Consider the following 23,395-nt stretch of genomic DNA (forward strand, 5'->3'; position numbering starts at 1 on the left):
CAGGGGAAGTCGGGCCTCGGCCCGGCGCGGTGCAGACGATGAACGACGACATCCACGAGATGGCCGCGGTCTGGCTTCAGGCTCAGGCCCGCGACGACATGGACTGGCAGGCCTTCACCTCGTGGCTGGAGGCCGACCCGCGTCATCGGGAGGCGTTTGACGACGTCGCCCTGCTCGACGAGCGGGTCGACGGGCTGCGCGACGAATTCGCGCGCGACCACGCCGCCAACGACCTCGACGGTGACGTGGACGGTGTCGCGGTGCACGGACGGGGCCGGTTGTGGCGCTGGGGCGGCGCGGCCGCGGCGGCCGGAATCATCCTGGCGGTCGGCGGCGCATGGTTGTCGAGACCCGTCGTCGAACCTGTGACCTACGCGGCCGCGACGGGCGTCAACCGGAACGTTGCCGTCGCCGATGGACTGTCCGCCACGGTGTCGGGAGGTAGCCGTCTCACCGTGCGGGGCGCGGGGCGCCTGTCGCTGCAGGGGAGCGCGTTCTTCGACGTCCGCCACGACCCATCGCGCGCCGTCGTGGTCGACGTGTCCGGATACGAGATCCGCGACGTGGGCACGCGGTTCGAGGTCGCGAGCGATGGCGTGTCCGTCCGGGTCGCCGTCACCCAGGGCGCCGTGTCGCTGCGCGCGCCGGGCTCGGCCAGCCCCGTCCGTGTCGATGCGGGTTACGCGGCGACCGGGGGTGCGGACGGCCAGGTCCACCTCGTCAGGACAGACGTCACTGCCGTCGGGGGCTGGCGCTCGGGCCGCTTCATCTATGACCGCGTCCCGCTGTCGCTGGTCGCGGCCGACATCTCGCGCTTCACGGGGGAGCCGGTGCGGACGGATTCAACGGTGGGCGGGCAGACCTTCTCCGGCGTGTTGGCTCGGGGCAGCCGCGATTCTATGGTCGAGTCTCTTCGGCAGCTCGCCGGCGTTCGAACACGAAGGGAGGGGGATGCGATACTTCTGGGCCCCGATCCTCGCAGGTAGTGCCGCATTGCATGCGGTCCCCGCCACGGCCCGGGATCGCGACCGACCCCAGAACGTAAGCACCGCCCCCGGCAACCTGAGCGATGCGCTGAGCTCGCTGGCGATCCAGACCGGCATATCGCTGGGCTACGCGGTCCCCATCCCTGCCAGGAAGGTGAAGGCGGTCCGTGGCCGCATGGCGCCGGAGCGTGCGCTCGATCGGCTTCTGCGGGGAACGGGGATCCGCGCCGTGCGCATCGGGCCTACGACCTTCCGGATCGTCCTCGACGCCCGCGCGCCGGTCGCGCGCCCTGCCCCGCGTTCGTCGCCAGACCCTGACCGGCCGGCGCCGGACATCGTCATAACCGGCCGCAAGCTGCCCGAACTGCTGTCGCGCACGGCTGCGCCGATCGCGGTTTATGTGCCGTCCGACGGCGGCCTGCCCGGCGCGGTGACGGGGGAGGCGGATGCGGGTCGCGCCATCGACGGCCTGCTGGTGGCAGGACGGGGAGCCGGAGCGGATCGCGCATTCATCCGAGGTTTGGCGGACAGTCCGTTCAACGGGTTCAGCCAGGGCACGGTGAGCGTGCAGTTGGACGAGGGACGGATCACATACGATGCGCCCGAGCCCGGGCTGCGGCTGGTCGATGTGGCGCGCGTCGAGGTGCTCAAGGGTCCACAGGGACCGCTCTATGGGACAGGAGCGCTGGGCGGCGTGTATCGCGTCGTCACGAACCGGCCGGTGCTCGGCGAGTATCAGGGAAGCGCGACCTTCTCGGTCTCCGATGTCGGCGCCGGCGGACTCGGCGGATCGGCCGAGGCCACGGTCAACGCCCCGCTGCTGCCCGACCTCGCGGCGCTGCGCGTCACCGCCTATTCGTCGCTCGAGGGCGGATGGATCGACCAGGGGGCGTTCGGCGGGCGATCGAACCAGACCCGCGTCATGGGTGGCCGCGCGTCGCTCCGGGTCGTGCCGGCGGACGACTGGACGGTGGATGTGACGATCGCCGGTCAACGGCTCGACGCGCGCAACGGCGGCTACGTATACCGCATCGCGGAGGACCTGGCGCGCGACGGCCCGCCCGAACCGCGCTACACCGCGTTCAGGCTGGCGCAGGCCCGGGTCGCGGGCACCCTTGGCGGCGTGGAGATCGTGGCGGCGACGAGCCAGAGCTGGCAGGATCAGGAGGATCGCTACGACCTGTCATCGTCGCAGAACGCCTTGCAGCTTCCAGGAGCCCGCATGTGGCGGGACCGGCGGGCGTATCGGGTGTTCGACCAGGAGCTCCGGCTCTCGTCTCTGCCGGGAAGCCGCCTCTCGTGGACCGCCGGTGCCTCCTACCTGTCGGCCTCGACGCGGGCGACGGGCCAGGTCGAATTCGCTGACGGCGCCCGCCTGCCCTACTTCGCCCTTCATCGCGGCGTCGCCGAGACCGCCGTGTTCGCCGACGGGACCTATCCGGTGCTGCCCAGGCTGAACGTGTCGGCTGGCTTCCGCCTCTTCCGCTCTTCCACCGACGACGAGAGGCAGGAACCCTCCACACCGGGCAGCGCCGCGCGTACCTTGACGGGTTTTACGCCGAACCTGTCGGCGTCCTACGACCTCGGGGAGACGGGCATCGTGTATCTTCGGCTGGCCAGCGCATTCCGTCCCGGTGGCCTCGACCCCGGCAACGCGCAGACCGGACGCTACCGGGCGGACGAGGTCCGCAGTCTCGACATTGGGACGAAGATCAGGTCGGCCGGCGGTCGCGTCGCGTTGGACGCCAGCCTCTACGTGGTGCGCTGGAGCGACGTCCAGTCGGACTATCTTGAGCCCGATGGGCTGATCGCCACGCGGAACGCCGGGGATGCGAACGTTACCGGCGTCGAGCTGACCGCGACGTATCGACCGGACTCGCGGCTCGAGTTCTCGGCCGGTGTGACCGCGCAGCGCGCCAGGCTCACCCGCGCCGTTGGAGGCGCGGACCTTCCGAAGGATCGCCGCCTTCCCCTGGCACCCGACCTCGCCTTCAGGCTTTCGGGCGCGCGGTCGTTCGACCTCGGCGGGGTCACCCTGAAACCCTCCTTCGCCATCAACGTCGTCGGGGCGACACGGTTGAGCTTCGACGACGGGCTCGATCGACGCATGCCGGCATACGTCGACGCGCACGCGGGCGCGATGGTCGACCTGAAGGATCTGGTCGTCCGCCTCGATGTCGCGAACATCCTCGGCCTGCGCGCGGATACCTACGCCTACGGCAATCCGTTCACCGTTCGCGCCTTGCCGCAATACACGCCGCTTCGGCCACGAACGATGACGGTCGCCGTGACCCACGACTTTTAGACCATGGCCACCTGCGGGCTGAGGTCGAGCCGCGCGGCGGCGTCTGACCGGTAACGACCGGTTGTCGCGGCTGCGGCCGCGCCATTCAGACAAGGGAATCACATGGCTTCTTCCCCCGCCTGCGTCCAGGCAGCGCAACGGCTACCAGGCGACGGGCGTCAGTTCACGATCGACCTCGACCCCGCGACGCGCTCGTGGCAGCGGGCGATGTCGTATGCCGGCCTCGCCATCACGCTCGCGACGCTCGCGGGAGTCGCGATGATCGCGGGAAGGCTCGGCAACGGTAGCGGCCTGCCTCGCCTGTCGAGCTCACCGGTCTTCTGGATGGCCCTCGTCGCGGCCTTCCTTATGATGCCCGTCAGCGAGTGGCTGGTCCTGCGGCGGCTCTGGGGGCTGCGGGCCGGCGCGATCGTGCCGCTCATGCGAAAGCAGGCGGTCAACGAATTGCTGCTAGGGTATTCCGGCGACGCTCAGTTCTACCTGTGGGCTCGTCGCAACGTGGATCCCGGCAATGCGCCGTTCGCCACCCTGCGGGACATGGCGATCCTGTCGGGCTTCACCGGCAACGTCGCCACGCTGGCGCTGATGGGCGTGACCTGGATGTGGATTCCCGGGATCATCACCGGATCGATCGCGCGCGGCGCGGCATGGGCCGTGCTGACCATCGTCTGCGCGGCCATCGCGCTCGCGCTCGCGCAGGGACGCCTGTTCGCCTTCAGCCTCTCGCGTCGGCAGATCGGCTTGGTGCTGGCGGTCCATCTAATACGCGTGGTTGCGCTGCTCGGATTGAGCGCCGTCCTGTGGAGTTGCGCGGTTCCCGGGCTCGCCTTCGGCTCGCTGCTGGGCCTCGCCACGATCCGCATGATGATCTCCCGGCTACCGTTCGTCCCTGGCAAGGATGCCCTGTTCGCTGGGGCGGTGCTCGCACTTGGCTCCCACGGCACGGTGCTGCCAGGCGCCCTCGCCCTGATCGCCGGGATCTTGCTGGGGCTGAACGCCGTCGTCGGCGCTGTCGCGGGCATGCGCGAGATCGCGTCGGGGGCGCGGCGATGATCGCGACCCTGCTCGCTTTCGGGCTCGCCGTCGCGAACCGCACCGTCCTGCCCTCGCCTGATCTCGGCAAGGCCAACGCCGCTTGCCGACCGGGGGAGACGGGCCCCGCGTTCCGCGTCCAGGTGGTGGGCCTGCATGATCGCGCCGGGCTGCTGAAGCTCGAGCTATATCCCGCGAACGACCAGGACTTTCTGGCGGACGACACGGTGCTGATCGCCGCCGGCAAGGTGTTCCGCCGCGTGGAGGTGCGGACACCGCAGAACGGCCCTGCGGTGCTGTGCATCAGGGCGCCCGGCCCGGGACGATATGCGCTCAGCCTGCTCCACGACAGGGACGGCAACCACCGCTTCAACATCTCGAGCGACGGCGTGGGTTTCGCCGGCAACCCGCGGCTGGGGTGGGGCAAACCCAAGGCCGCCACCGCCAGCACGACGGTCGCCCAAGGCATCACCGTCGTGCGTATCGTCGTGAACTACCGGCACGGCCTTTCCTTCCGGCCGGACGGGCAGTGATTCCCTTCTTGCGTGAGGACGGCGGGCAACCGGGGATGTGCACTCCGGGCTGCCCAGGCGTTTCATTGAAACTTCCCAATGTGCCGCGTCGGCGCTGGCGATGGCCGGTCGTCTGGCGCAGACCGCGCCGCAGCACGAAGGAGAATACCATGCGCGCAGCTATCTTCGCCGTCCTCGCCGCTGGGATCGCCGGTCTCGCGTCGGCGGCGACCCCCGTCCCGCATTACAAGGTGGTCGATACCATCGCGGGACCGGACGGTTCCTGGGACTATGCGAGCGTCGATCCGCAGACGGGGCGCCTGTTCGTCGCGCGCGGAGACGGCGTGACGATGTTCAATCTCAAGGAGGGGATCACGACGTCGTGGAAGGGCGTCGCACGCGCGCATGCCGTCGTTCCCTTGCGAGACGGACGCATCCTGGTCACGAGCGGAAACGACGCGACGGTCAGGTGGTTCGACGTCAAGTCCGGCCAGCAGACCGGAAGCGTGGCGGTGGGCAGGAAGCCGGACGCCGCGATAGCCGACATGATCCATCATCGCGTCCTGGTGATGAATTCGGCCGACGGCACCGTGTCGGTCGTTGACGCGGACGCCATGCGCGTCACGCGGACGATCAAGCTCAAGCCTGGCCTCGAATACGCCGCGCTCGATGGCACGACCCTGTTCGTCAACGACGAGGATTCGAACGAGATCGAGGTGACCGACCTCGCGGCCAACCGGCCTATAGCTCCGATCGCTCTGAACGGTTGCGAGGGGCCGACCGGCATCGCCTATGACGCGCAGCACGACACCCTGATAGCCGCATGCGCGAACGGCAAGGCGGCGATCGTCGACGCGAAGTCGCGCCGATTGGTGAAGCTGATCGACATCGGCCGGGGACCGGACGCGGTGATCATGGATTACCGCCGCCGCCTTGCGTTCATTCCCTGTGGTCGGGACGGCGTGCTCGAGATCCTGTCGCTGGATGCGCCCGGCGGGGTCGCCCGCGTCGGGCGAGTGACGACCGAGGTCGGCGCGCGGACCGGCGCCCTCGACCCCGCCACCGGCACGATCTACCTGCCGACGGCGAGGTTCTCGGCTCCAGCGTCACCCGCCGCGCGGCCGTCGGCGGTGCCGGGGAGCTTCCACGTCCTGGTCGTGCGTCCGGCTGACTGACGCGATCGTGAAGTTTCGCCAGCTGGTCACCGCGATCCTGCTCGCGACCACCGTCTCCAGCGGTCCGGCGGTCGCACGGTCCATGGAACAGCGTCGCGCGGCGCTGGTCGTCACGATTCGGCGGCAGGTCCGCGCGGAGACGCTCAAGGCCGACGACGCGCAGCTCTCGCGGGCCCTTGGCGCCCTCGCGGCGGTGCCGCGCGAGGAGTTCGTCCCGCCCGAATACCGCCGCTATGCCTATGAATCGCAGATGTCTCTCCCAATCGGATACGACCAGACCATCTCCGACCCCTACGTGGTCGCCCTGATGACGGCCGCGGCGAACCTTCCCGACGACGCCAACGTCCTCGATGTGGGCACGGGGTCGGGATACCAGGCGGCCGTCCTTGCGAAGATCGCGCGTCGGGTGACGTCGATCGAGATCGTCGAGCCGCTCGCGACGTCGGCGCGAGAGCGGCTGGCCCGCCTGGGCTACGGGAACGTGGAGGTGCGTGCGGGCGACGGCTACGCGGGGGCGCCCGACCGCGCGCCGTTCGACGCGATCATCGTCGCCGCCGGAAGCGACAAGGTGCCGCAGGCGCTGGTCGATCAGCTGCGGGTCGGCGGTCGCATCGTGATGCCGGTCGGGGCGACCTGGGCCAGCGAGCAGATCCTCGTCATGACGAAGACCGGGCCCACCACGCTCGACACCTGCTCGCTCGGCTGGGCCATGTTCGTGCCGTTGACGGGCAGGGGGCAGCGGCCCCCATGGGCGCGTGGGATGCTCAATCAGGACATCAGGCTGTGCTACGGGGATGCCGTGGTTTCGCCTGTGTTCGTTCGCAAGCTACCCCAGCCCGAAAAGGTTCGCAGCAGACGGCGAAAGGGGATCGCCGAATGAACGGGTCGCCGTGCCCGCACCATACATCGCGGTCGGAGTCACTACGATGTCGCTCCTGCTCCTGATCTTTCCAAGAGTCATCGGAGCGCAGGCTGGTGGCGCTCCTCCGTTCAAGGCCGCCGTCCGCGTGCTGTTCTGGGGGGCTGGCGATGGCCGTGACGGCGCTCGCCGGAAAGCTGGCGGGCGCCACGCCGTGAGTGGCGCCGCGTCCGTCGACGTTTCGCGGCTTCCGGGCGGAAGCCACATCGGCTGAATAGAGGATGACGAGAATGAGCGAACCCCCTTCCGATCAGCGCTACGACTCCACGACCATCTCCTTGCATTGGGTTACCGCGATCCTTGTGGTAGTCCTCTGGATCATCGGCCAGACCGCCGACTGGATCCCGAACGGTCCCGTCAACACGCGCTACTGGTCGGTGCATGTCGTGCTCGGCTTCGCGCTAGCTGCGGTCATCGGCTGGCGGATGGCGTGGCGCGGTTCGAGAGGCCGTCGCCTACCACCCGCCGATACGGGCACGCTCCATGCATTCGCCAAGGCGACGCACTTTTCGCTATACGCGTTGCTTCTGACCACGCTGACCCTTGGCGTCGTCAACGCATTCGTTCGGGGCTACAACCTGTTCGACCTCGCCCACCTCCCCCAGATCGGCGATCGCGCTTGGCGCAAGCCCATCACGGGCTGGCACGGTTTGGCGGCCAACATATTGCTGGGTCTGGCATTGTTCCATGCGGCTGCGGCCTTGGTCCATCACTACGTCTGGCGGGACGGCCTGTTGCGCCGCATGCTGCCTAGTGTCGACGGGATTGCAGACCCACGGGCGGAAGGCTCAGCTGCCACGATTGCCGACAAGCGCCCTTAGGCCAGAACTGGTCTTCGGCGGACGCCCGAACGAGGGCGGGCAATGATAACGGGAATGAGGCGCCCGGGACGCAATTCACAAGCTGATCTTAATCCCGCCCTCTAAACTCAAGTTGTAGTATTCGCGCTGGATCGGCCGATTGCCCGCCCCCTCGTAAAATCGCAGCGGCGCGTTAGTCAGATTTTTCGCGTTGGCGTAGAGCGACACGCGCGGCGTGACCTTGTAACTCCCGTTGAAGTCGAGCGTGAAGCGCTTGTCCTGAAAGATGTCGGTTGCGCGGCTCCCGCCCACCCCGAACAGGACCGCCGATTCATACTGGCCTGACAACCGCATCTGCAGCCCGTATTTTTCGAAGAACAACGCACCGTTGGCCGTGTATTTGAACGTGCCCGGCAGGGCGACGGTGGCCTCGCCATCGCGAATCCGAGCCGAACTATCGACATAGCTGCCATTCGCTTCGACGCCGAACCCCGACAACAGGCCGGGCAGGCCCGAGAATTTATAGTCGAGCGCCGCCTCGATTCCCCGCGCCCGCGCACCCGATACGTTCGAATACGTGCTGATCGTGGCGATGCCCGTAATCCCGGGATAGGTCCCGCGCAGCGTCCGCGCGACGATATAGTTGCGGAACTCCTTGTCGAACACGCCGACCGACAGGACGCCGTTGCCCGGGAGATAGTATTCAAGAGACAGATCGAAATTGTTGCCGGTGATCGGCCGCAAGTTCGGATTGCCGGTGCTGACCGTTCCACCCCCGACATCGACGCTCAACGACTGGATCGTCTGAAAGAAGCCCGGCCGGGCAATGCCGGTCGACCAAGTGCCGCGTGCCACCAGATCCGGCGCCAGCGAATATCGTAGCTGCACGGTCGGAAACAGGTTTGTGTAGGTCTTGGACCGCGAGGCCGGCGTCGAGATGTCGGCCCCGTTCGCGTCAGTCACCGTTCGCGTCCCGCGATAGACTGCGCGCGTTTGCTCCACGCGCAATCCGGCAAGGATGCCCAAGTCGCCGAATGTCGCTTTATACTGCCCGTAGCCGGAGATTACGTCCTCGTTATCGTCAAACAACGGTGGCGCGGCTCCGGGCTGGCCGCCGCCGCTGGCATTTGCCGCGAGAAATGTCTCGATCTTGGTGGGGTCGAGCAGCGCGCCGATCGCATAGCGGCCGTAGAAGTCGTTTACGGTCTGGTCGGTCGAGAAGTCGCCAAGCCCCTTCGGTGTGCCGGTATAGACGAACGTCGTCCCGAGCGGCGTAGCGACCTTGTGCCGGAACCGCACTTTGACGCCGACCTTGAATTCGTCGTCGGTCCCCAAATTCAGCGGGACGGCCAGATTGGCCGCGGCCGACCACTCGCGATCGCGATCCGATTCGGGCGCGTTGCCGATCTTTTTCAGTGTGTAGTTCGCCGAATCGGTGATGCTCGCCCCCGAGACGACCCGGAATGCCGGATAGTCGGGATCGGTGGTGTTGTCGTAGGCGAGGGTCAGGCCCGCCGGCCCGTCGAAGGTCGTGTTATAGTCGTAATGCTTGCGGTAGCTGGCCTGCGAGAAGGCGGCGAACCAGTCGAACCTGGCCCCGACGAATTTATGGTCGCCGCCCAACTGCGCGACGATATTGCGGTGCGTTTCGTCATAGTGCCGCAGTGTCTTCACGGTCGAGGCATCGGGTGCGATGAAGCCGTTGGAATTGGCCGGATCTGGAACAACTGTGTCTAGCCCGTCGATCTCCAGCCGGTTGCGCTGTGCACTCTCGTTATAGCCTGCCATGCTGGTGCGAAAATAGACGCGACTTTCGTCGTCCGGCGTGAAGTCGAGCTCACCGCTATAGCCGAAGCGCTTGCGATTATATGCATATTTGCGCAGCTCGAGCCCTGCGAACGCCTTGTCGGGCGTGGTGGGCTGGTTATCGGCATAGGCAGCCTCGATGTCGTCGAACGAGCGCCGGTCGTTGTAGAGGAACTGGGTCAGCACGAACGACAAGACCGGCTTGCCCTGCGCATTGGTGCCGCCGAGCGGACCGCCCAGCACGATTTCGTCCCGATACAAGCCGGTCTTCTGGCGCGTCTCCAGACCGCCACCGAACGTCGCCTCCACGAACAGTTTGTTTCGCCCGATCGCGGTGCGCGGGCTGAGCTCGATCGAGCCGCCCAACCCCTCGGCATCGTGGTCTGGCATGCCGGTCTTGGTCACTACGATCCGGTCGATCGCGCCGATAGGCACCGTGTCGAATTCGACCGCGCGGCCGGTCGCGTTGAAATAGGTTCCGCCCGGCTGCGTGTTGAGTAGCACCACGCCGCCGAAGGTCGCGCCGTTCAGATTTCCGTCGAGCCCGCGAATGTTCACGAACCGTCCCTCGCCCGTGTCGATCGACAGGGCGACACCAGGGATCCGGCTCAACGCTTCGGCGGCGTTGACGTCGGGATATTTGGCGATGGTTTCGGCAGGCTGGATGTTGACGAGGTTCGGCGCCTGTTTCTGTTCGTTGCGTGCGCTGTCGGCGCGGCGGGCCGTGACGACGATGTCTGAGGACGGGCGTGGAGCGGTCTGGGCAGTAGCAATCCCGGCCCAAAACGAGATCGGCATGGCCGTCGCCGACAATAACGCGCTGCGCATGGCTTATCCGCCTTTGAGAGTGGCGGCGCCGTTCGCCGCGCTTTCTCCTGTTGCGGCGGGCGATGACGTTTGTGTGTCAGCGTGCGATGGTTGGGATATTGTATAAATTCAAAACCGCAGTCACGATTCATGTTCAGTGGAGTGCCCACGGCGAACAAGCCATCCCTCTAGCATCGCCATCTTTGGGCGGACCGTGTCGCCCCCCCTCGATCGATGGGAGTTGGCCGCAACAGGTGTGCTCCCCGTCACCCGAGGTCAGGGCGCGGGGAGCACTTTGCAGGACGAGACTGGCGAGGCGGACTGGAGGAAGCCGCACCATTCTCGCACTGGCGCCTCCGGCGCTGGCGCGGTCGGGGGGAGCGACGCGAGCGCAGGGGGTATCGTCGCAAGCGAGCCATATCGCGTCGCTGGGTGCGAGGTATCAACGCGCTCATCTCTTCGCGAAGCCTGTGAGTCCGCCAAGGCTATGCATCGCAGGTGACACTTCTGTTACAAAGCCGTCGCCGCGCGGAGATTGGGATAATTTAATGCTGACCATACACGACTGCGGTTAGATTGCCGGTCGGCGTCCCACCACCGTGACCAACAACCTCGATCCGACGCCTGGAGCGCCGCCCACTGGCCGTCCTCGCAGGCTCCTCGTGGCGATCCACGACGTGGCACCGCTGCACGCCGCGGCGATCGAGGAACTGAGGTGCGCGTTGATAGAGATCGGGGCTAGCGAGGTCGCCATGCTGGTTGTGCCCGACTTCTGGGGCGAATCCCCCATTCTCCCGGGCTCCGCGTTCGCGGCACGCCTGCGGGACTGGGCGGACGAGGGCGTCGAGATGTTCCTGCATGGCTACCGCCATCGCGACGACTGCCGGCATCCGCGATGGATCGACAGGGTGAAGGCCCGTGGCATGACGGCTGGCGAGGGCGAGTTCCTCGGGCTGACGGCTCGCGAGGCGCGGCGGCGCATCGCGGACGGTCGCTCCTTGGTAGAGGATGTGACGGGCAAGGCGATCAGCGGCTTCGTCGCGCCGGCGTGGCTCTACGGGCCCGGCGCACTCGCCGCACTGTCCGATACAGGGGTCGGGATGGTCGAGGACCATTGGCGGGTGTGGGATCCGGCGTTGGACCAGACGCTGGCGCGGTCGCCCGTCATCACCTGGGCCACCCGGACTCCCGTCCGGATGGCGTCCTCCCTCGCCGTCGCGGGACTGGCGCGGCGCGTCCCGCTTCCGCGGGTGGTGCGCGTCGCCGTCCACCCTGGCGACGTAACCAGTCGCGTGGTGTTGCGCAGCATCACCACTACGGTCGCGAGGCTCGCGCGGAGCCATGCCGTGAGCCGCTATCACGACCTGATCGCGGACGCCGCGTGATGCCGGACGCAGGTCAGCAGCGGCGGCGCCACCGTGTCGAGTTGGGCATCACCCTGGCCCCGCAGGAGGGACGTAACAGAGTCGAGGAATTCGGCCGGAAGGAAAGGGCCTAGCCGCTCCGACCTCCCGTGCTGGATGCCCGGCGCGCGAGTATCATGCGTCGGGCGCGGTGCCGGTCTGCCGGGTTTGTGCCACCGGGGACCGGCATCGCAATGCCCTCTGGAAGCTGCATGGCTCTGGGCTTACGGGACCCTGCACCGTCTCGTTTTTCAGAAGAACAACCTTGTCACTCTTCCGCCGAATGATCCTGCCTTGGGCGTGGGCCCGTCGCCGCGTTCGTGCGAGCGAGTGGGCATTCATCGCCCTTTCGGTGCTGGTCGGGGCGGGAGCGGGACTCGCGAGCATCCTGCTCGGTGCGGTCGCGCGGACCCTGCAGCACTGGCTGTTCGCGCTCCCGAGCGACGTTCGGCTGAGCGCCATGCCCGGCCTTACGGTCTGGGCGCTGCTCGCGCTTCCGCTTGGCGGGGTGGCGTTGGCCGCCTTCTCCTGGCTGGTGCGGTCTCGTCGGCGACGGCTGGTCGACGCGGTCGAGGCGAACGCGTTGCACGGCGGGCGCATGTCGATAACAGACAGTCTGGTCATCTCCGGGCAGACCGTCCTCTCGAACGGCTTCGGCGCGTCGGTTGGTCTGGAGGCCGCCTACGCGCAGATGGGCGGCGCCATCGCATCCCTCGCCGGCGGTGCTCTGCGTCTGCGTCGGGCCGACCTGCGCAATCTGGTCGGCGCCGGGGCCGGCGCGGCCATCGCGGCGGCATTCGGGGCACCGCTGGCTGGCGCCTTCTACGCTTTCGAGATCGTGATCGGCGCCTACACGCCGTCCGCCATCGCCCCGGTCGTGGCCGCCACACTCACCGCGGTGTTCGTGTCACAGGCGTTCGGCGTGCAGCCCTACGTGATAAACGCCGCCGCGGGCGGCGTGACCGAGACCCATCACTATCTGATCTACGCCGGGCTGGGCGCGATCTGCGCCGCGCTTGGCATAGGGCTGATGCGCGCCGTGGCGCTGGTTGAGCAGGCGACCCGTCGCATACCCGTGCCGGGCTGGAGCCGGCCGGTGATCGGCGGCGCGCTGCTCGCATGCATCGCCGTCTGGTCGCCGCAGGTGCTGTCGTCGGGCCACGGCGCGCTTCACGTCGACCTCGCCGAGGGCGCGACACTCGGATTCATCGCGACCATCCTGATCGCCAAGTCGGTCGCGTCGGTCGTGTCGCTGGGGTTCGGGTTCAGGGGCGGGCTGTTCTTCGCCTCGCTCTTCCTCGGCACGCTGGTCGGCCATCTCTTCGCCGGCATCTTGACCGCGGCCACCGGTGTCGCGGCCGTCGATGCGCACAATGCCGCGTTGGTTGGGATGGCCGCGCTCGCCGTCGCCATCGTCGGTGGACCCATGACGATGGCAATGCTCGTGCTGGAGGCGACCCACGACTTCGCGCTGACCGGAGCGGTGCTGGCGGCGTCGCTCGTCTCCTCGACGATCGTCCGGGAGACGTTCGGATACAGCTTCTCGACCTGGCGACTGCATCTCCGCGGTGAGACCATCAAGAGCGCCCGTGACGTCGGATGGGTGAAGACGCTGACCGCAGGTCGGATGATGCGCCGCGAGACCCGCGCGACGCCGGCCACGTTGACGGTCGCCGAGTTCCGGCATCGCTTCTCGCTGGGGGCGACGAGCCGCGTGGTGATTGTGGACGAGGCCGGCCGGTATGCCGGCATCTGCCAGACCCCGACCGCCTACGCGGACGGGGTCGACCCATCGGCCTCCATCGGCAGCTTGGCCGTGAACCGCGACGCAGCGCTGGCCCCTGACATGGACATCTCTGCGGTGATGACCCGCTTCGATGCGTCGGGCACCGACGAACTGGCGGTGTTGGACGGCGACCGCAGGGTGCTCGGCATCCTATCGGAGTCGTTCGTGCGCCGCCGCTATGCCGAGGAGCTGGAGAAGGCGCAGCGAGAGTTGTTCGGCGAGGCCTAGAGCGGCGCGACCTCGCGGGTTGACCCCGCGGCGCCTCGGTGGCGGCCTGCTTAAGATACGCATGGGCGCCTTCGTCAGCGCTGTGCGATGCGAGCGTGGAACCGCGGACGTTGCCGCTGCTTTAGCTGACATGGAAAATCGAAATAGTCAGGCCGTCCGCGGTGACCAAGCCGCGCGACTGCGGATAGGCCTGACCTACCTGTGGCGACACGGTCGCTTGCCCGACCTTTCGAATCCCACCCTGTTCACAGAGCTCGTTCAGCTTCGCAAATTACGCGACCGCAACCCCCGCATGCCCGCAATGGCCGACAAGGTGGCGGCCAAGGCGCTAGTCGCCTCCCAGCTGGGCCGCGACTGGATCATTCCCATGCTGTGGTCCGGTGATGAATTGCCCGCCAATTCGCCTTGGGATCGGCCGGTGGTCGTCAAGTCCCGGCATGGCTGCAATCAGAACGCGTTCGTCCGCGCGGGCGCCAGCGACTGGCGGCAGGCGATGGCAGCATCAGCCAGGTGGATGCGGCGCGACTACGGCTGGTGGCTCGACGAGTGGCTCTACAGCCAAATTCCGCGCGGGCTGCTCATCGAGCCAATGATCGGCTCAGGCGAGGACCTCCCGCTCGATTACAAGATCTTCGTGTTCGGTGGTCGGGCGACCCACGTCCAGGTCCACATCGACCGAGAGCACCGCCACCGGTGGATATTGCATGACAGGGATTGGCGCCCGTTGGCCAACGACGCGTCAGCTGTGCGCCAGCCGGCCGCGCTCTCCGACATGTTGAGCGCGGCCGAGACGCTGGCCGAGGGCTTCGATTTCGTCCGTGTCGATTTCTATCAACCGGAACGCCAGCCTCTCTTTGGCGAGATCAGCTTCTATCCCGGGTCGGGGCTCGACCCGTTCGACCCGCCGACGCTCGACGCCGAGATGGGCGAGCTATGGCTCCGCGCAGCGGCTCGGCCTATCGCAGATCGTCCTTCCGCGGGAAGGATCGGCCGTCGAGCGGCTTTCGAATGTGACGCGATCGCTGTGTTGCGTTAGCTCTGCGTCTTAGGTTGACGACGTGCCAAACGTCATGTCGCTCGACACATCTGGCTCCAGCTTCGTAAGCTGTAGCTGCCAAGCCTATTCCGGACAGTCGGCGGGCAACCGCGGCCTCGGTGACGTTCGGCATTCTCCATAGCATGCACGTCACGCGAACCTAGGCTCCGGCGATCCCCACAGCGACCCTGGCCGCGAAGGCCCTTGGTGGTGCCGGTTTGCGGGGATGACTGGCCCGGAGGTCCGTGCTCAGGTCTGTGCGCCGATCGCTATGTGGGTGAAGTGCGCGGCTCTCGGATTGTTCAAGTCAGATAGGCATGGACGATGGCTACCAATTCCTCGGCGGCCTGGGTGCGCGGATCGTCGCGCGATGCGTCGGGATCGAGCATGTGCTCGCGAATATGGTCTTCGATCACCTCGGCGATGAACCCGTCGAGCGCCCCACGGCATGAAGTGGCCTGCTGGAGAACGCGCGCGCATTCGGTGTCGGCCTCGACCGCGCGCTCGATTGCCTCAAGCTGGCCGCGCAGCCGCTTGAGCCGGTTGAGCAGCTTCTGTTTCTCTTTCATGACGTGGCTCATAGTTCCACTTCCATACCCTCTTGATAATATAGCCCCCTAAGGTATATCGGGCCCTCTGTTGAGTCGCCTACAGCAAGCCGGCCGTGCCGCGTGGGCGGCGGCGAACGCTTAGCACAGGAACGAGAGTGAACAGCCGATCCAGCCCCTGTCCGGCGATGGCGACAGTCGAGGCCCGTCTTCGACGCTCGCCATTGTCGATAACGACCGGGTCCTCAAAAGGCCGTTGTTCGAGGGTTTGCCTAGGGGCTGACTAGCGGGCGGCGACTTTCAGGACTCGGTGCAACGAGTCGTGAAAACGGAAAAGCCGCTATGATCCCGATCCCGCCTGCGATTGCCCGCGCTGAGATTCGCTGGTCTGAGATTGTCGTCCCGGCTGTATGGCGCCGGCTTTCTTTCATGTCGCTTCCGGCGAGGCAAAGGGCGATGAGCGCACCTGCCGCCGCTACGCCATGCCACGGTCCGCAGCCAACTTCACGCGGTGAGGGATGAGCGCAGACAAGCAGCCCTCGCGCGCATTGCCGCCCTTCTCGCGCATGCTACGCCTGACCCAGCCCAATCGGGCCGACGGCATCGCGTTCGTCATTCTCGCCGCGCTGGCGTTGCTGGTGTTACGTGGCGCTGAGGGCGCGGTTGAACCGCTTGCCAGACTCCACCTCGAACCCGTGTCGCTCGACCCCGTCTATCTGCCCTATTACGCTCTTCGCACCGTGATCCGCATGTTCGCAGCGCTTGTCGCCTCGACTGCCTTTACGCTGGTGGTGGCGACGCTGGCCGCGCGGAGCCGCCGGGCGGGGCAGATCATCGTGCCCGCGCTCGACATCCTGCAATCTGTGCCGATCCTGGGGTTTCTGACCTTCACCGTCACCTTCTTCATGGGATTGTTCCCCGGCAATATCCTCGGCGTCGAATGCGCGGCGGTGTTCGCGATCTTCACCAGTCAGGCGTGGAACATGGCGTTCAGCTTCTACCAGTCGCTGCGCTCAGTCCCAACCGACCTGGAGGAAGTGAGCCGGGGCTTTGCGTTGTCGCCGATCCGCAGCTTCCTGAGACTCGACTTGCCGTTCGCGACGCCTGCGTTGGTGTGGAATGCGATGATGTCGATGTCGGGCGGCTGGTTCTTCGTCGTCGCTTCGGAGGCAATCACGGTCGGCAACACCACAGTAACGCTGCCTGGGATCGGCTCGTGGCTGGCGCTTGCCATCGAGCAGCAGGACTTCCAGGCGATTGGCGAAGCCGTTGCAATGATGGCGGCCGTCATCCTGATTTACGATCAACTCTTCTTCCGTCCAATCCTGGCTTGGGCCGACCGCTTCCGGTTCGAGCAGACGGCGAGCAACGAGCGCCCGAGCTCCTGGGCCTACGACCTGATGCGCCGCACGCGATTGCTACCGCTCCTGTTCGCTCCGGTCACGGGGATCGGGCGGCTGTTGCTTGCCCTGGATCCCGGACCAAGAACTTTGCGCTCACCGCGGGTCGCCAAGCCTAATCCGTTCATCGAGCGGGCGTGGCAGTTGACCGTGCTGGTTGCCGTCGTCGCAGCCTTCTGGTGGTCGGCGCGCTATCTGTTCACAACGCTCGGCATCGGCGATGTCGGCGAGGCGTTCGGGCTTGCCTGCCTGACGATGCTCCGGGTGATCGTGCTGATCGCGCTCGCCAGTCTGGTGTGGGTGCCGATCGGGGTCTGGGTTGGGCTTCACCCGGTCTGGGCGGAGCGGTTGCAGCCGGTGGCGCAGTTCCTCGCAGCCTTCCCGGCCAACGTCATGTTCCCGTTCGCGGTGATCGTGATCGTCCGCTGGAATCTAAGTCCGGACATCTGGCTCTCGCCGCTGATGATCCTCGGCACTCAGTGGTATATTTTGTTCAACGTCATCGCCGGCGCGAGCGCGATCCCGAACGACCTGCGCGAGGCCGCTGGCATGTTTGGCGTGCGCGGGTTGCAATGGTGGCGGCAGGTGGTGTTGCCGGGAATTTTTCCGTTCTACGTAACCGGCGCGCTGACCGCGAGCGGTGGATCGTGGAACGCCTCAATCGTTGCCGAAGCGGTTTCATGGGGCAATCAACGGCTGGAGGCGCACGGCCTGGGCACCTACATCGCCAAGGCGACGGCTGCCGGAGATTATCCGCGTGTCGCGCTCGGCATCGCGGTGATGTCTCTGTTCGTGCTCAGTTTCAACCGGCTCGTGTGGCGGCCGATGTATGCCTTCGCCGAACGCCGCCTCCGCCTCGCCTGACCCTTGCTTCGGAGCCCTGCCATGGTCGCATTCCTGCCCCGTCCGCTCGTCGATGTTGATGCGCTGCGTCACTATTATGGGGTAGCGCCCGGTGGCCACTTGGTATTGGACGACGTAAACCTGACGCTCAGGGAAAACGAGATCGTCGGCCTGCTAGGGCGGTCAGGATCCGGCAAGTCGACCTTGTTGCGTTCGATCGCGGGGCTCATCGAACCCCGGGAGGGTAGGGTGGTTTTCCAGCCCGACGACGCTGGCCGCGCGCCCACCGTCAGCATGGTGTTCCAGACGTTCGCGCTGTTCCCTTGGCTCACCGTGCTCCAGAATGTCGAGCTTGGCCTGGAAGCGAAGAGGGTGCCGGTCGACGAGCGCCGCACGCGTGCACTCGCGGCGATCGACCTCATCGGGCTCGACGGTTTCGAGAACGCCTATCCCAAGGAGCTGTCGGGTGGCATGCGCCAGCGCGTCGGCTTGGCACGCGCGCTAGTCGTCAATCCCTCGCTCCTGCTGATGGACGAGCCCTTCTCCGCGCTCGACGTGCTTACCGCCGAGACGCTTCGCACCGACCTTCTCGATCTGTGGTCGGAAGGACGGATGCCGATCAAGTCGATCCTGATCGTCACGCACAATATCGAGGAGGCCGTGCTGATGTGCGACCGCATTCTCGTCTTCTCGTCCAATCCGGGCCGCGTGGCGGCTGAAATCAAGGTCGACCTGCCGCAACCGCGCAACCGGCTCGATCCGCCGTTCCGCGCGCTGGTAGATGCCATCTATGCGCGAATGACGGCGCGCGCGCCCGCCACGCCGACGCGCGACGGACTGTTCCCGGGCACGGGCATCGCGATGGTGCTGCCGCGCGTCTCGACCAACAGCCTTGCCGGCTTGATGGAGGAGGTGGACGGCACGCCCTTCGAGGGGCGCGCCGGCTTGGCCGAACTCGCGGACTCGCTTCAGTTGGAAGTCGATGATCTGTTTCCGATGGCCGAGACCCTGCAACTGCTGCGCTTCGCCGAGTTGCAGGGGGCAGACCTCGTCCTAACGCCCGCCGCGCGCCACTATGCACAGGCAGATGTCGATCAGCGCAAGGCGCTGTTCGCCCAGGCGCTCGTCGCGCATGTCCCTATTGCCCAGCATATCCGCCGGATCCTCGACGAGCGGATCAGCCACACCGCGCCGGCACGCCGCTTCCGCGATGAACTGGAAGATCATATGTCATCTGATTACGCTGAGGAGACCCTGCGGACGGTCACGCTCTGGGGGCGCTATGGGGAGATCTTCGCCTATGACGAGGGCAGCGACCAGTTCAGTCTCGAAGATCCCGAATGATCGTCGGTCTCTTCCTCTTTTTTGCGGCCGGGGCCACATGGGTGCTGCTGGTCCTGCGACTGTTCAAGCGTTATCCCCATCGGCGCCGGCGCGGACGTCCGCCGCGGGACCGATAGGCGCAAGGGCGTTCCTGGATCGACGGCACCAGTGGGGCTCGCCATCGAGAAGGAGCAGGGGGACCCATGACGGTCGTCCGGTAATGGCCCGACATCTCCTGATCATGATCACCGCGGCGGCCTAGGCTCGGGCGATTCCCACCGCGACCCTGGCCGCGAAGGCTTCGGTCGTGCCGGTGCCGCCGACATCCGGCGTGCGCGCCTCGACATCCTCGAGAGCGATGTCGACCGCGTGCTCGATCTGCCTCGCCGCCTCGACCAGGCGTGGATCGCCGTCGCGTCGGCCGCGCCAGTCGAGCAGCATAGCAGCCGACACGATGAGCGAGACCGGATTGGCGATGCCGCGCTCGGCGATGTCGGGCGCCGAGCCATGCTGCGCTTGGGCGACGCAGATCTCGTCACCGACGTTGATCGCCCCGCCCAGGCCGATCCCACCGGCCAGTTCGGACGCCTCGTCCGACAGGATGTCGCCGAACATGTTGGTCGTCACGATCACGTCGAAGCGCGCGGCGTCGCGGACGAGCAGCGCCGCGGCCGCGTCGACTATGACCTCGTCGAGCGTCACCTCGGGAAAGTCCGCCGCGACCGCGCGAACTTCGCGGAGGAACAGTCCGTCGCTCATCTTGAGCACGTTCGCCTTGTGCACCGCTGTCACGCGTTGTCGACGGGAGCGGGCGAGGTCGAACGCGGTTCGCGCAACCTTGCGGCATGCACCGGCGGTGATCTTGCGCACTGACAGCGCGGTGTCGGGGTCGGGCATGAATTCGGGAATGCCGGCGTGCATGTTACGGTCGGCGTAGAATCCTTCGGTCGCCTCGCGCACGATAACCAGATCGAAGGGTCGGGCAATTCGGGCAAGGCCAGGGCGACTGCGGCAGGGCCGGATGTTCGAGTTCAGCGCGAAGCGCGTCCGCAGCGCCGCGGACGGGTTGATCCCGCCCCGTTCCGGCGCCGGATAGTCATAGTGCGACACGGGCCCGAGGATGACGCCGTCGACCTGAGGCACGCGCTCGAGCACGGCGTCGGGTAGGGTCGTGCCGTCTGTGGCCAGGCTAGCCAGTCCGATCTGCGCTATCTCGATTTCGAGACCCAGCGATAGCCGCGCGTCCGCCGCGCGCAGCACAGTCAGCGCCGCGCTGCTGATCTCGCGTCCGATACCGTCGCCGGGAAGGACGAGGATCCTCATCCCTTGTCTTCGCTCGACGACGGCGCCCGGCCGCTCAGAATTTCGCCTTCACCGTGGCGTAGAATGCCCGGCCGATGACGTCGTAGGTGGCCGCGTCGGTGGTCAGGGGGGAGGCGCTGATGAAGGGTGGTGCCTTGTCCGTCAGGTTGTTTACCCCGAAACCAAGCGTGAACCGCTTGTCGACGTTGAACTCGAAGTTGAAGTCGAGATAGTTGTAGGCCTTGATCCCGGGTGTGGTCGAGGCCGGATTGGCCACGAGGTCCGAATGGATCATGCTGGAGATGTGGCGCCACAGGAGCGTGGCCCTGAAGGCATCGCCCAGATAGCTCAGGCTCGTGTTGATCTTCCACTTGGGGTGCGTGATCCCGCCGCCGACACCGCCATATCCCGCGCTGCCCGCGTAGTTGAGCGTCGGTGAGCCGAGCAGACCGGCGACCCGATATGTCTTGAGGTAGGATGCGGTGGAGCTCAGTTCGATCGATCCGGCTCCGGCGGCCATGCCCAAGTCATCCAGCCCGATCCGCCAGTTGAACTGAGTGTCGATCCCGGCGACGGTGTAGGACGCGAAGTTGAACAGGCCTTGCTGGCCGAGCGCTATCTGGCCGGTCAGCGGATCCCGGGCGATGCGCTGGCAGAAGGCGTTGCTCGCCGAGTAGCTTGGATTGCTGGCGCCATCCGAATTGAAGCAACGGGGCAGGATGTCGGACAGCAGCAGCGACCCGATCGCGTTCTTGATGGTGATGTGGTAGTAGTCGACCGACAGGTTGATGCCGCTGAACAGGCTGCCCGCGAAGCGAGGAGTCAGGACCGCGCCGAACGAATAGGTCCTCGCCTTCTCCGGTGTCAGGCTCGGGTTGCTGCCGTCCTGCCCGGGCACCGTCGAAATGCCGTAGGAATACGTCGGATAGAGGCTCGAGGGCACGCCCTGCGCCAGGCAGAGCGCCTGGACCTGGGTGGCGTTCGACCCGGTGCGGTAGACGCTGCCGACCGCGCAGGGATCGCCGGCGTTCGGCCCGGTCCCGATCGGCAGCTGCGCGACGGAGGTCGGTCCGAACAGGTTGCCCAGGCTCGGTGCGCGGATCGCCACCGAATAGCTGCCGCGGATCAGCAGCGGCTTGACCGGGCGCCAGGTCAGGTCGGCCTTGTAGGTGTGCTGGCTGCCGAAGAGGCTGTAGGACGAATAGCGGTAGCCTAGGTCAGCCGTGAGGTCCTGGAAGAACGGCGTGTCCTTCAGGATCGGGATGAGAAGCTCGGCATATGCCTCCTTGACCGTCTGCTTCCCCGATGCCGCGCTGACCAGTCCGTAGGCGATAGAGTCGTTGGTCCTGAGCGTGGAGTCGGGAATGTAGTCGAACGACGTCTCGCGGTAATCGGCACCGACCGCGAAGCTCAGGTCACCGCCGGGCAGCTTGAACAGCGGCCCCTCGATGGTGGCCTCGACCATCTTCTGCGACTGGTCGTTGGTGCTGTGGTTGGTGCGGCTGACATAGTCCAGGCATGCCGGGGTCAGCGGCGTGAGGCCGAGCGGGTTCCAGGCATAGCCTTTGCACGTCCCGCCGGCGCCGGTGTAGTTGGCCGTTCCGTTCAGGATCGTGGTTATCGCGGCGAGGCTTCCGTCCCCATACATGTCGTTGATGTATTGCGACTTGCCATAGGTGCCGTAGACGTCCCACTTGAGGCCGGTTCCCGGAATCTTCCCATTCAGCCCGATGGTCGCCTGCCAGACGTTATACTTGAAGGGTTCGATCCGGTTGCCGAGCGTGCTCATCAGCTTGGTCACGATTATGTTGCCCGTCGGCCGTGGCGTGATCGAGTTGAGGATCTGCTGCAGCGCCGCGTTCCCCGTGATGAACGGGTTGTTCTGGGGGACTAGGAGCGGGATCGACGGCTTGGTTGATCCAGGACTGGTCTGACTCAGCGCCTTGGAGTTCAGGAAGTTGAACTGCGCGTAGAAGGATATGTCTTCGCTCAGGTCGTATTCGACCTTGGCGAAGGCGTTGTAGCGCGTGAGCGGGACCTGGACCGCGAAATACTGACCCAGCGCCACCTGCACCTGGCGGCAGTTGGGGCTGATGTTGAGCCCCAGCGTGCTACCGTCGAGGCCACGGTAGTTCTGGACGCAGTTGCTGCCGGCGAGATCTGTGAACACCGTGCCGTCGCGGTTCAGGCCGATGGCTCCCGGGTAGGCGCCGGTTCCGGCGATGGGCGTGGTGCCGGGATACGTGGCCAGGACGGCGTTGACCGCTGCGATCGTCGGCGCGCCGCCGCCATAGTTGCCCGCGGCGATGATGCCCTCCGGCGGGCGGGCCAATTGCCGGATGTTGGCGAAGAACGGACGGTTCTTGCCCTCGACGGCTGAGCGGTCCGCGTATTCGAAAGCAAACAGGAAGCGCCCGCGGTCGTCGGCGAACTTGGCGCCGAACGCCGCGCTGAGGCTCGTGGTCGCACCGTCGCCCTGGCCGGTGATGCCCTTCTTTCCGGACAGCTCGAGGCCGTTGAGATTGGTCCGCAGCTTGAAGTTGACCACGCCGGCGACCGCGTCCGAGCCGTAGGTCGCAGACGCGCCACCTGTGATGATCTCGACCGATCCGATCAGCGAGGACGGTATGGTGTTGAGGTCGATCGCGCCGTCGGGGCTCGACGGCATCAGCCGCCGCCCGTCGAGCAGCACTAGCGACCGGTTGGGGCCAAGCCCGCGCAGATCGCTATAAGACTGGCCGCCCGCGAACCCGATCGTGCCCTGCGCGTCGCCGACCTCGGCCGCGCCCTGTGCGCCGGAGAATTGCGGAAGTTGCCCGATCGCCTTGTCCAGCGAAGGCTGACCGCTCGCGGCCAGGACGTCGCTATTGACGGTAGAGATCGGGCTGGAGGAGGTGGAGTCGCGGCGCGTGATGCGCGATCCGGTCACAACGATGTCCGCACCCTTGGTTTCCTCCGTCGGCGCTTGGCTCTCGGACCCGGCGGTAACGGCATCGGGCTGGCTGGGCGGAGTGGTCTGGGCCTGGGCGGCGGTGGCTGTGCCTGCCAGCATCAGGGTCAGGAACCCCGTGGCCATCGCCAGTTGCGAACCGGTGCCAAGGACGCGGCGACGCTTGCCCCCAAGGCCTTGCTCGTGATCGGATAGCCCCCGATAGCCCATTTCTGGTCCCCTCCATGCCTGTTT

17 protein-coding genes are annotated in these 23,395 nt (G+C 66.5%); 13 read left to right on the plus strand and 4 right to left on the minus strand.

The features are described 5' to 3' along the window. Nucleotides 1-38: 38 nt before the first annotated feature. The 7 genes from J0J06_RS10850 to J0J06_RS10880 all read left to right on the plus strand — a co-directional run bounded on the left by J0J06_RS10850 (nucleotide 39) and on the right by J0J06_RS10880 (nucleotide 7,750). Nucleotides 39-986 carry a FecR domain-containing protein gene (locus J0J06_RS10850; protein ID WP_294041826.1) on the plus strand — a complete coding sequence of 316 codons (948 nt, stop codon included), beginning with the start codon at nucleotides 39-41 and terminating at the stop codon, nucleotides 984-986. Next, nucleotides 952-3,291, plus strand: coding sequence for a TonB-dependent receptor (locus J0J06_RS10855; protein WP_294041828.1), 2,340 nt, complete (start codon nucleotides 952-954; stop codon nucleotides 3,289-3,291). The genes J0J06_RS10850 and J0J06_RS10855 overlap by 35 nt, the downstream gene beginning before the upstream one ends. 102 nt (nucleotides 3,292-3,393) lie before the next feature. Then, entirely contained in the window at nucleotides 3,394-4,344 is a 951-nt protein-coding gene (locus J0J06_RS10860) for a hypothetical protein (RefSeq protein WP_294041830.1), read from the plus strand. Next, nucleotides 4,341-4,856: a DUF2141 domain-containing protein gene (locus tag J0J06_RS10865; protein ID WP_294041832.1), complete on the plus strand. Its 516-nt coding sequence runs from the start codon at nucleotides 4,341-4,343 to the stop codon at nucleotides 4,854-4,856. The genes J0J06_RS10860 and J0J06_RS10865 overlap by 4 nt, the downstream gene beginning before the upstream one ends. Before the next feature lie 149 nt (nucleotides 4,857-5,005). Then, a complete protein-coding gene (locus tag J0J06_RS10870; RefSeq protein WP_294041834.1) occupies nucleotides 5,006-6,010 on the plus strand; it encodes a gluconolactonase in 1,005 nt (334 codons plus the stop codon). Nucleotides 6,011-6,017: 7 nt separating this feature from the next. After that, nucleotides 6,018-6,890, plus strand: coding sequence for a protein-L-isoaspartate(D-aspartate) O-methyltransferase (locus J0J06_RS10875; protein ID WP_294041836.1), 873 nt, complete (start codon nucleotides 6,018-6,020; stop codon nucleotides 6,888-6,890). A 269-nt stretch (nucleotides 6,891-7,159) separates the two neighbouring features. Further along, nucleotides 7,160-7,750, plus strand: a complete 591-nt coding sequence (locus tag J0J06_RS10880) for a cytochrome b/b6 domain-containing protein (protein WP_294041838.1) — start codon at nucleotides 7,160-7,162, stop codon at nucleotides 7,748-7,750. Between the two features lie 75 nt (nucleotides 7,751-7,825). Here J0J06_RS10880 and J0J06_RS10885 read toward each other — a convergent pair whose 3' ends face one another. Continuing rightward, nucleotides 7,826-10,333, minus strand: a complete 2,508-nt coding sequence (locus J0J06_RS10885; protein ID WP_294041839.1) for a TonB-dependent receptor — start codon at nucleotides 10,331-10,333, stop codon at nucleotides 7,826-7,828. On the opposite strand from J0J06_RS10885, the gene J0J06_RS10890 reads away from it, so the two are divergent. From J0J06_RS10890 to J0J06_RS10905, 4 genes are all read left to right on the plus strand, one after another. Continuing rightward, nucleotides 10,332-10,469, plus strand: a complete 138-nt coding sequence (locus J0J06_RS10890; protein WP_294041841.1) for a hypothetical protein — start codon at nucleotides 10,332-10,334, stop codon at nucleotides 10,467-10,469. The two genes, J0J06_RS10885 and J0J06_RS10890, sit on opposite strands and share 2 nt — an antisense overlap. A gap of 535 nt (nucleotides 10,470-11,004) precedes the next feature. Further along, complete coding sequence (locus J0J06_RS10895) at nucleotides 11,005-11,727, plus strand: polysaccharide deacetylase family protein (RefSeq protein WP_294041843.1); 723 nt, start codon at nucleotides 11,005-11,007, stop codon at nucleotides 11,725-11,727. Between the two features lie 301 nt (nucleotides 11,728-12,028). Continuing rightward, nucleotides 12,029-13,759, plus strand: a complete 1,731-nt coding sequence (locus J0J06_RS10900) for a chloride channel protein (protein WP_294041845.1) — start codon at nucleotides 12,029-12,031, stop codon at nucleotides 13,757-13,759. Between the two features lie 130 nt (nucleotides 13,760-13,889). Beyond that, nucleotides 13,890-14,795 carry an ATP-grasp fold amidoligase family protein gene (locus tag J0J06_RS10905; protein ID WP_294042486.1) on the plus strand — a complete coding sequence of 302 codons (906 nt, stop codon included), beginning with the start codon at nucleotides 13,890-13,892 and terminating at the stop codon, nucleotides 14,793-14,795. A 302-nt stretch (nucleotides 14,796-15,097) separates the two neighbouring features. Here the strand turns inward: J0J06_RS10905 and J0J06_RS10910 are convergent, their stop codons facing one another. Then, nucleotides 15,098-15,376 (minus strand): metal/formaldehyde-sensitive transcriptional repressor, encoded by a 279-nt coding sequence (locus tag J0J06_RS10910; protein WP_366931213.1) that lies wholly within the window; start codon nucleotides 15,374-15,376, stop codon nucleotides 15,098-15,100. Between the two features lie 485 nt (nucleotides 15,377-15,861). On the opposite strand from J0J06_RS10910, the gene J0J06_RS10915 reads away from it, so the two are divergent. Together J0J06_RS10915 and J0J06_RS10920 are read left to right on the plus strand one after the other, a co-directional pair. Beyond that, complete coding sequence (locus J0J06_RS10915; protein ID WP_294041848.1) at nucleotides 15,862-17,607, plus strand: ABC transporter permease subunit; 1,746 nt, start codon at nucleotides 15,862-15,864, stop codon at nucleotides 17,605-17,607. A 21-nt stretch (nucleotides 17,608-17,628) separates the two neighbouring features. After that, nucleotides 17,629-18,930: a nitrate/sulfonate/bicarbonate ABC transporter ATP-binding protein gene (locus J0J06_RS10920; RefSeq protein ID WP_294041850.1), complete on the plus strand. Its 1,302-nt coding sequence runs from the start codon at nucleotides 17,629-17,631 to the stop codon at nucleotides 18,928-18,930. Between the two features lie 237 nt (nucleotides 18,931-19,167). Here the strand turns inward: J0J06_RS10920 and J0J06_RS10925 are convergent, their stop codons facing one another. Further along, nucleotides 19,168-20,232, minus strand: a complete 1,065-nt coding sequence (locus J0J06_RS10925; protein ID WP_294041852.1) for an isocitrate/isopropylmalate family dehydrogenase — start codon at nucleotides 20,230-20,232, stop codon at nucleotides 19,168-19,170. A gap of 34 nt (nucleotides 20,233-20,266) precedes the next feature. Then, entirely contained in the window at nucleotides 20,267-23,371 is a 3,105-nt protein-coding gene (locus J0J06_RS10930; RefSeq protein ID WP_294041854.1) for a TonB-dependent receptor, read from the minus strand. Nucleotides 23,372-23,395 lie beyond the last annotated feature (24 nt).

Origin of the sequence: Sphingomonas sp. (assembly GCF_017304615.1) — a bacterium.
Classification (GTDB): domain Bacteria; phylum Pseudomonadota; class Alphaproteobacteria; order Sphingomonadales; family Sphingomonadaceae; genus Sphingomonas.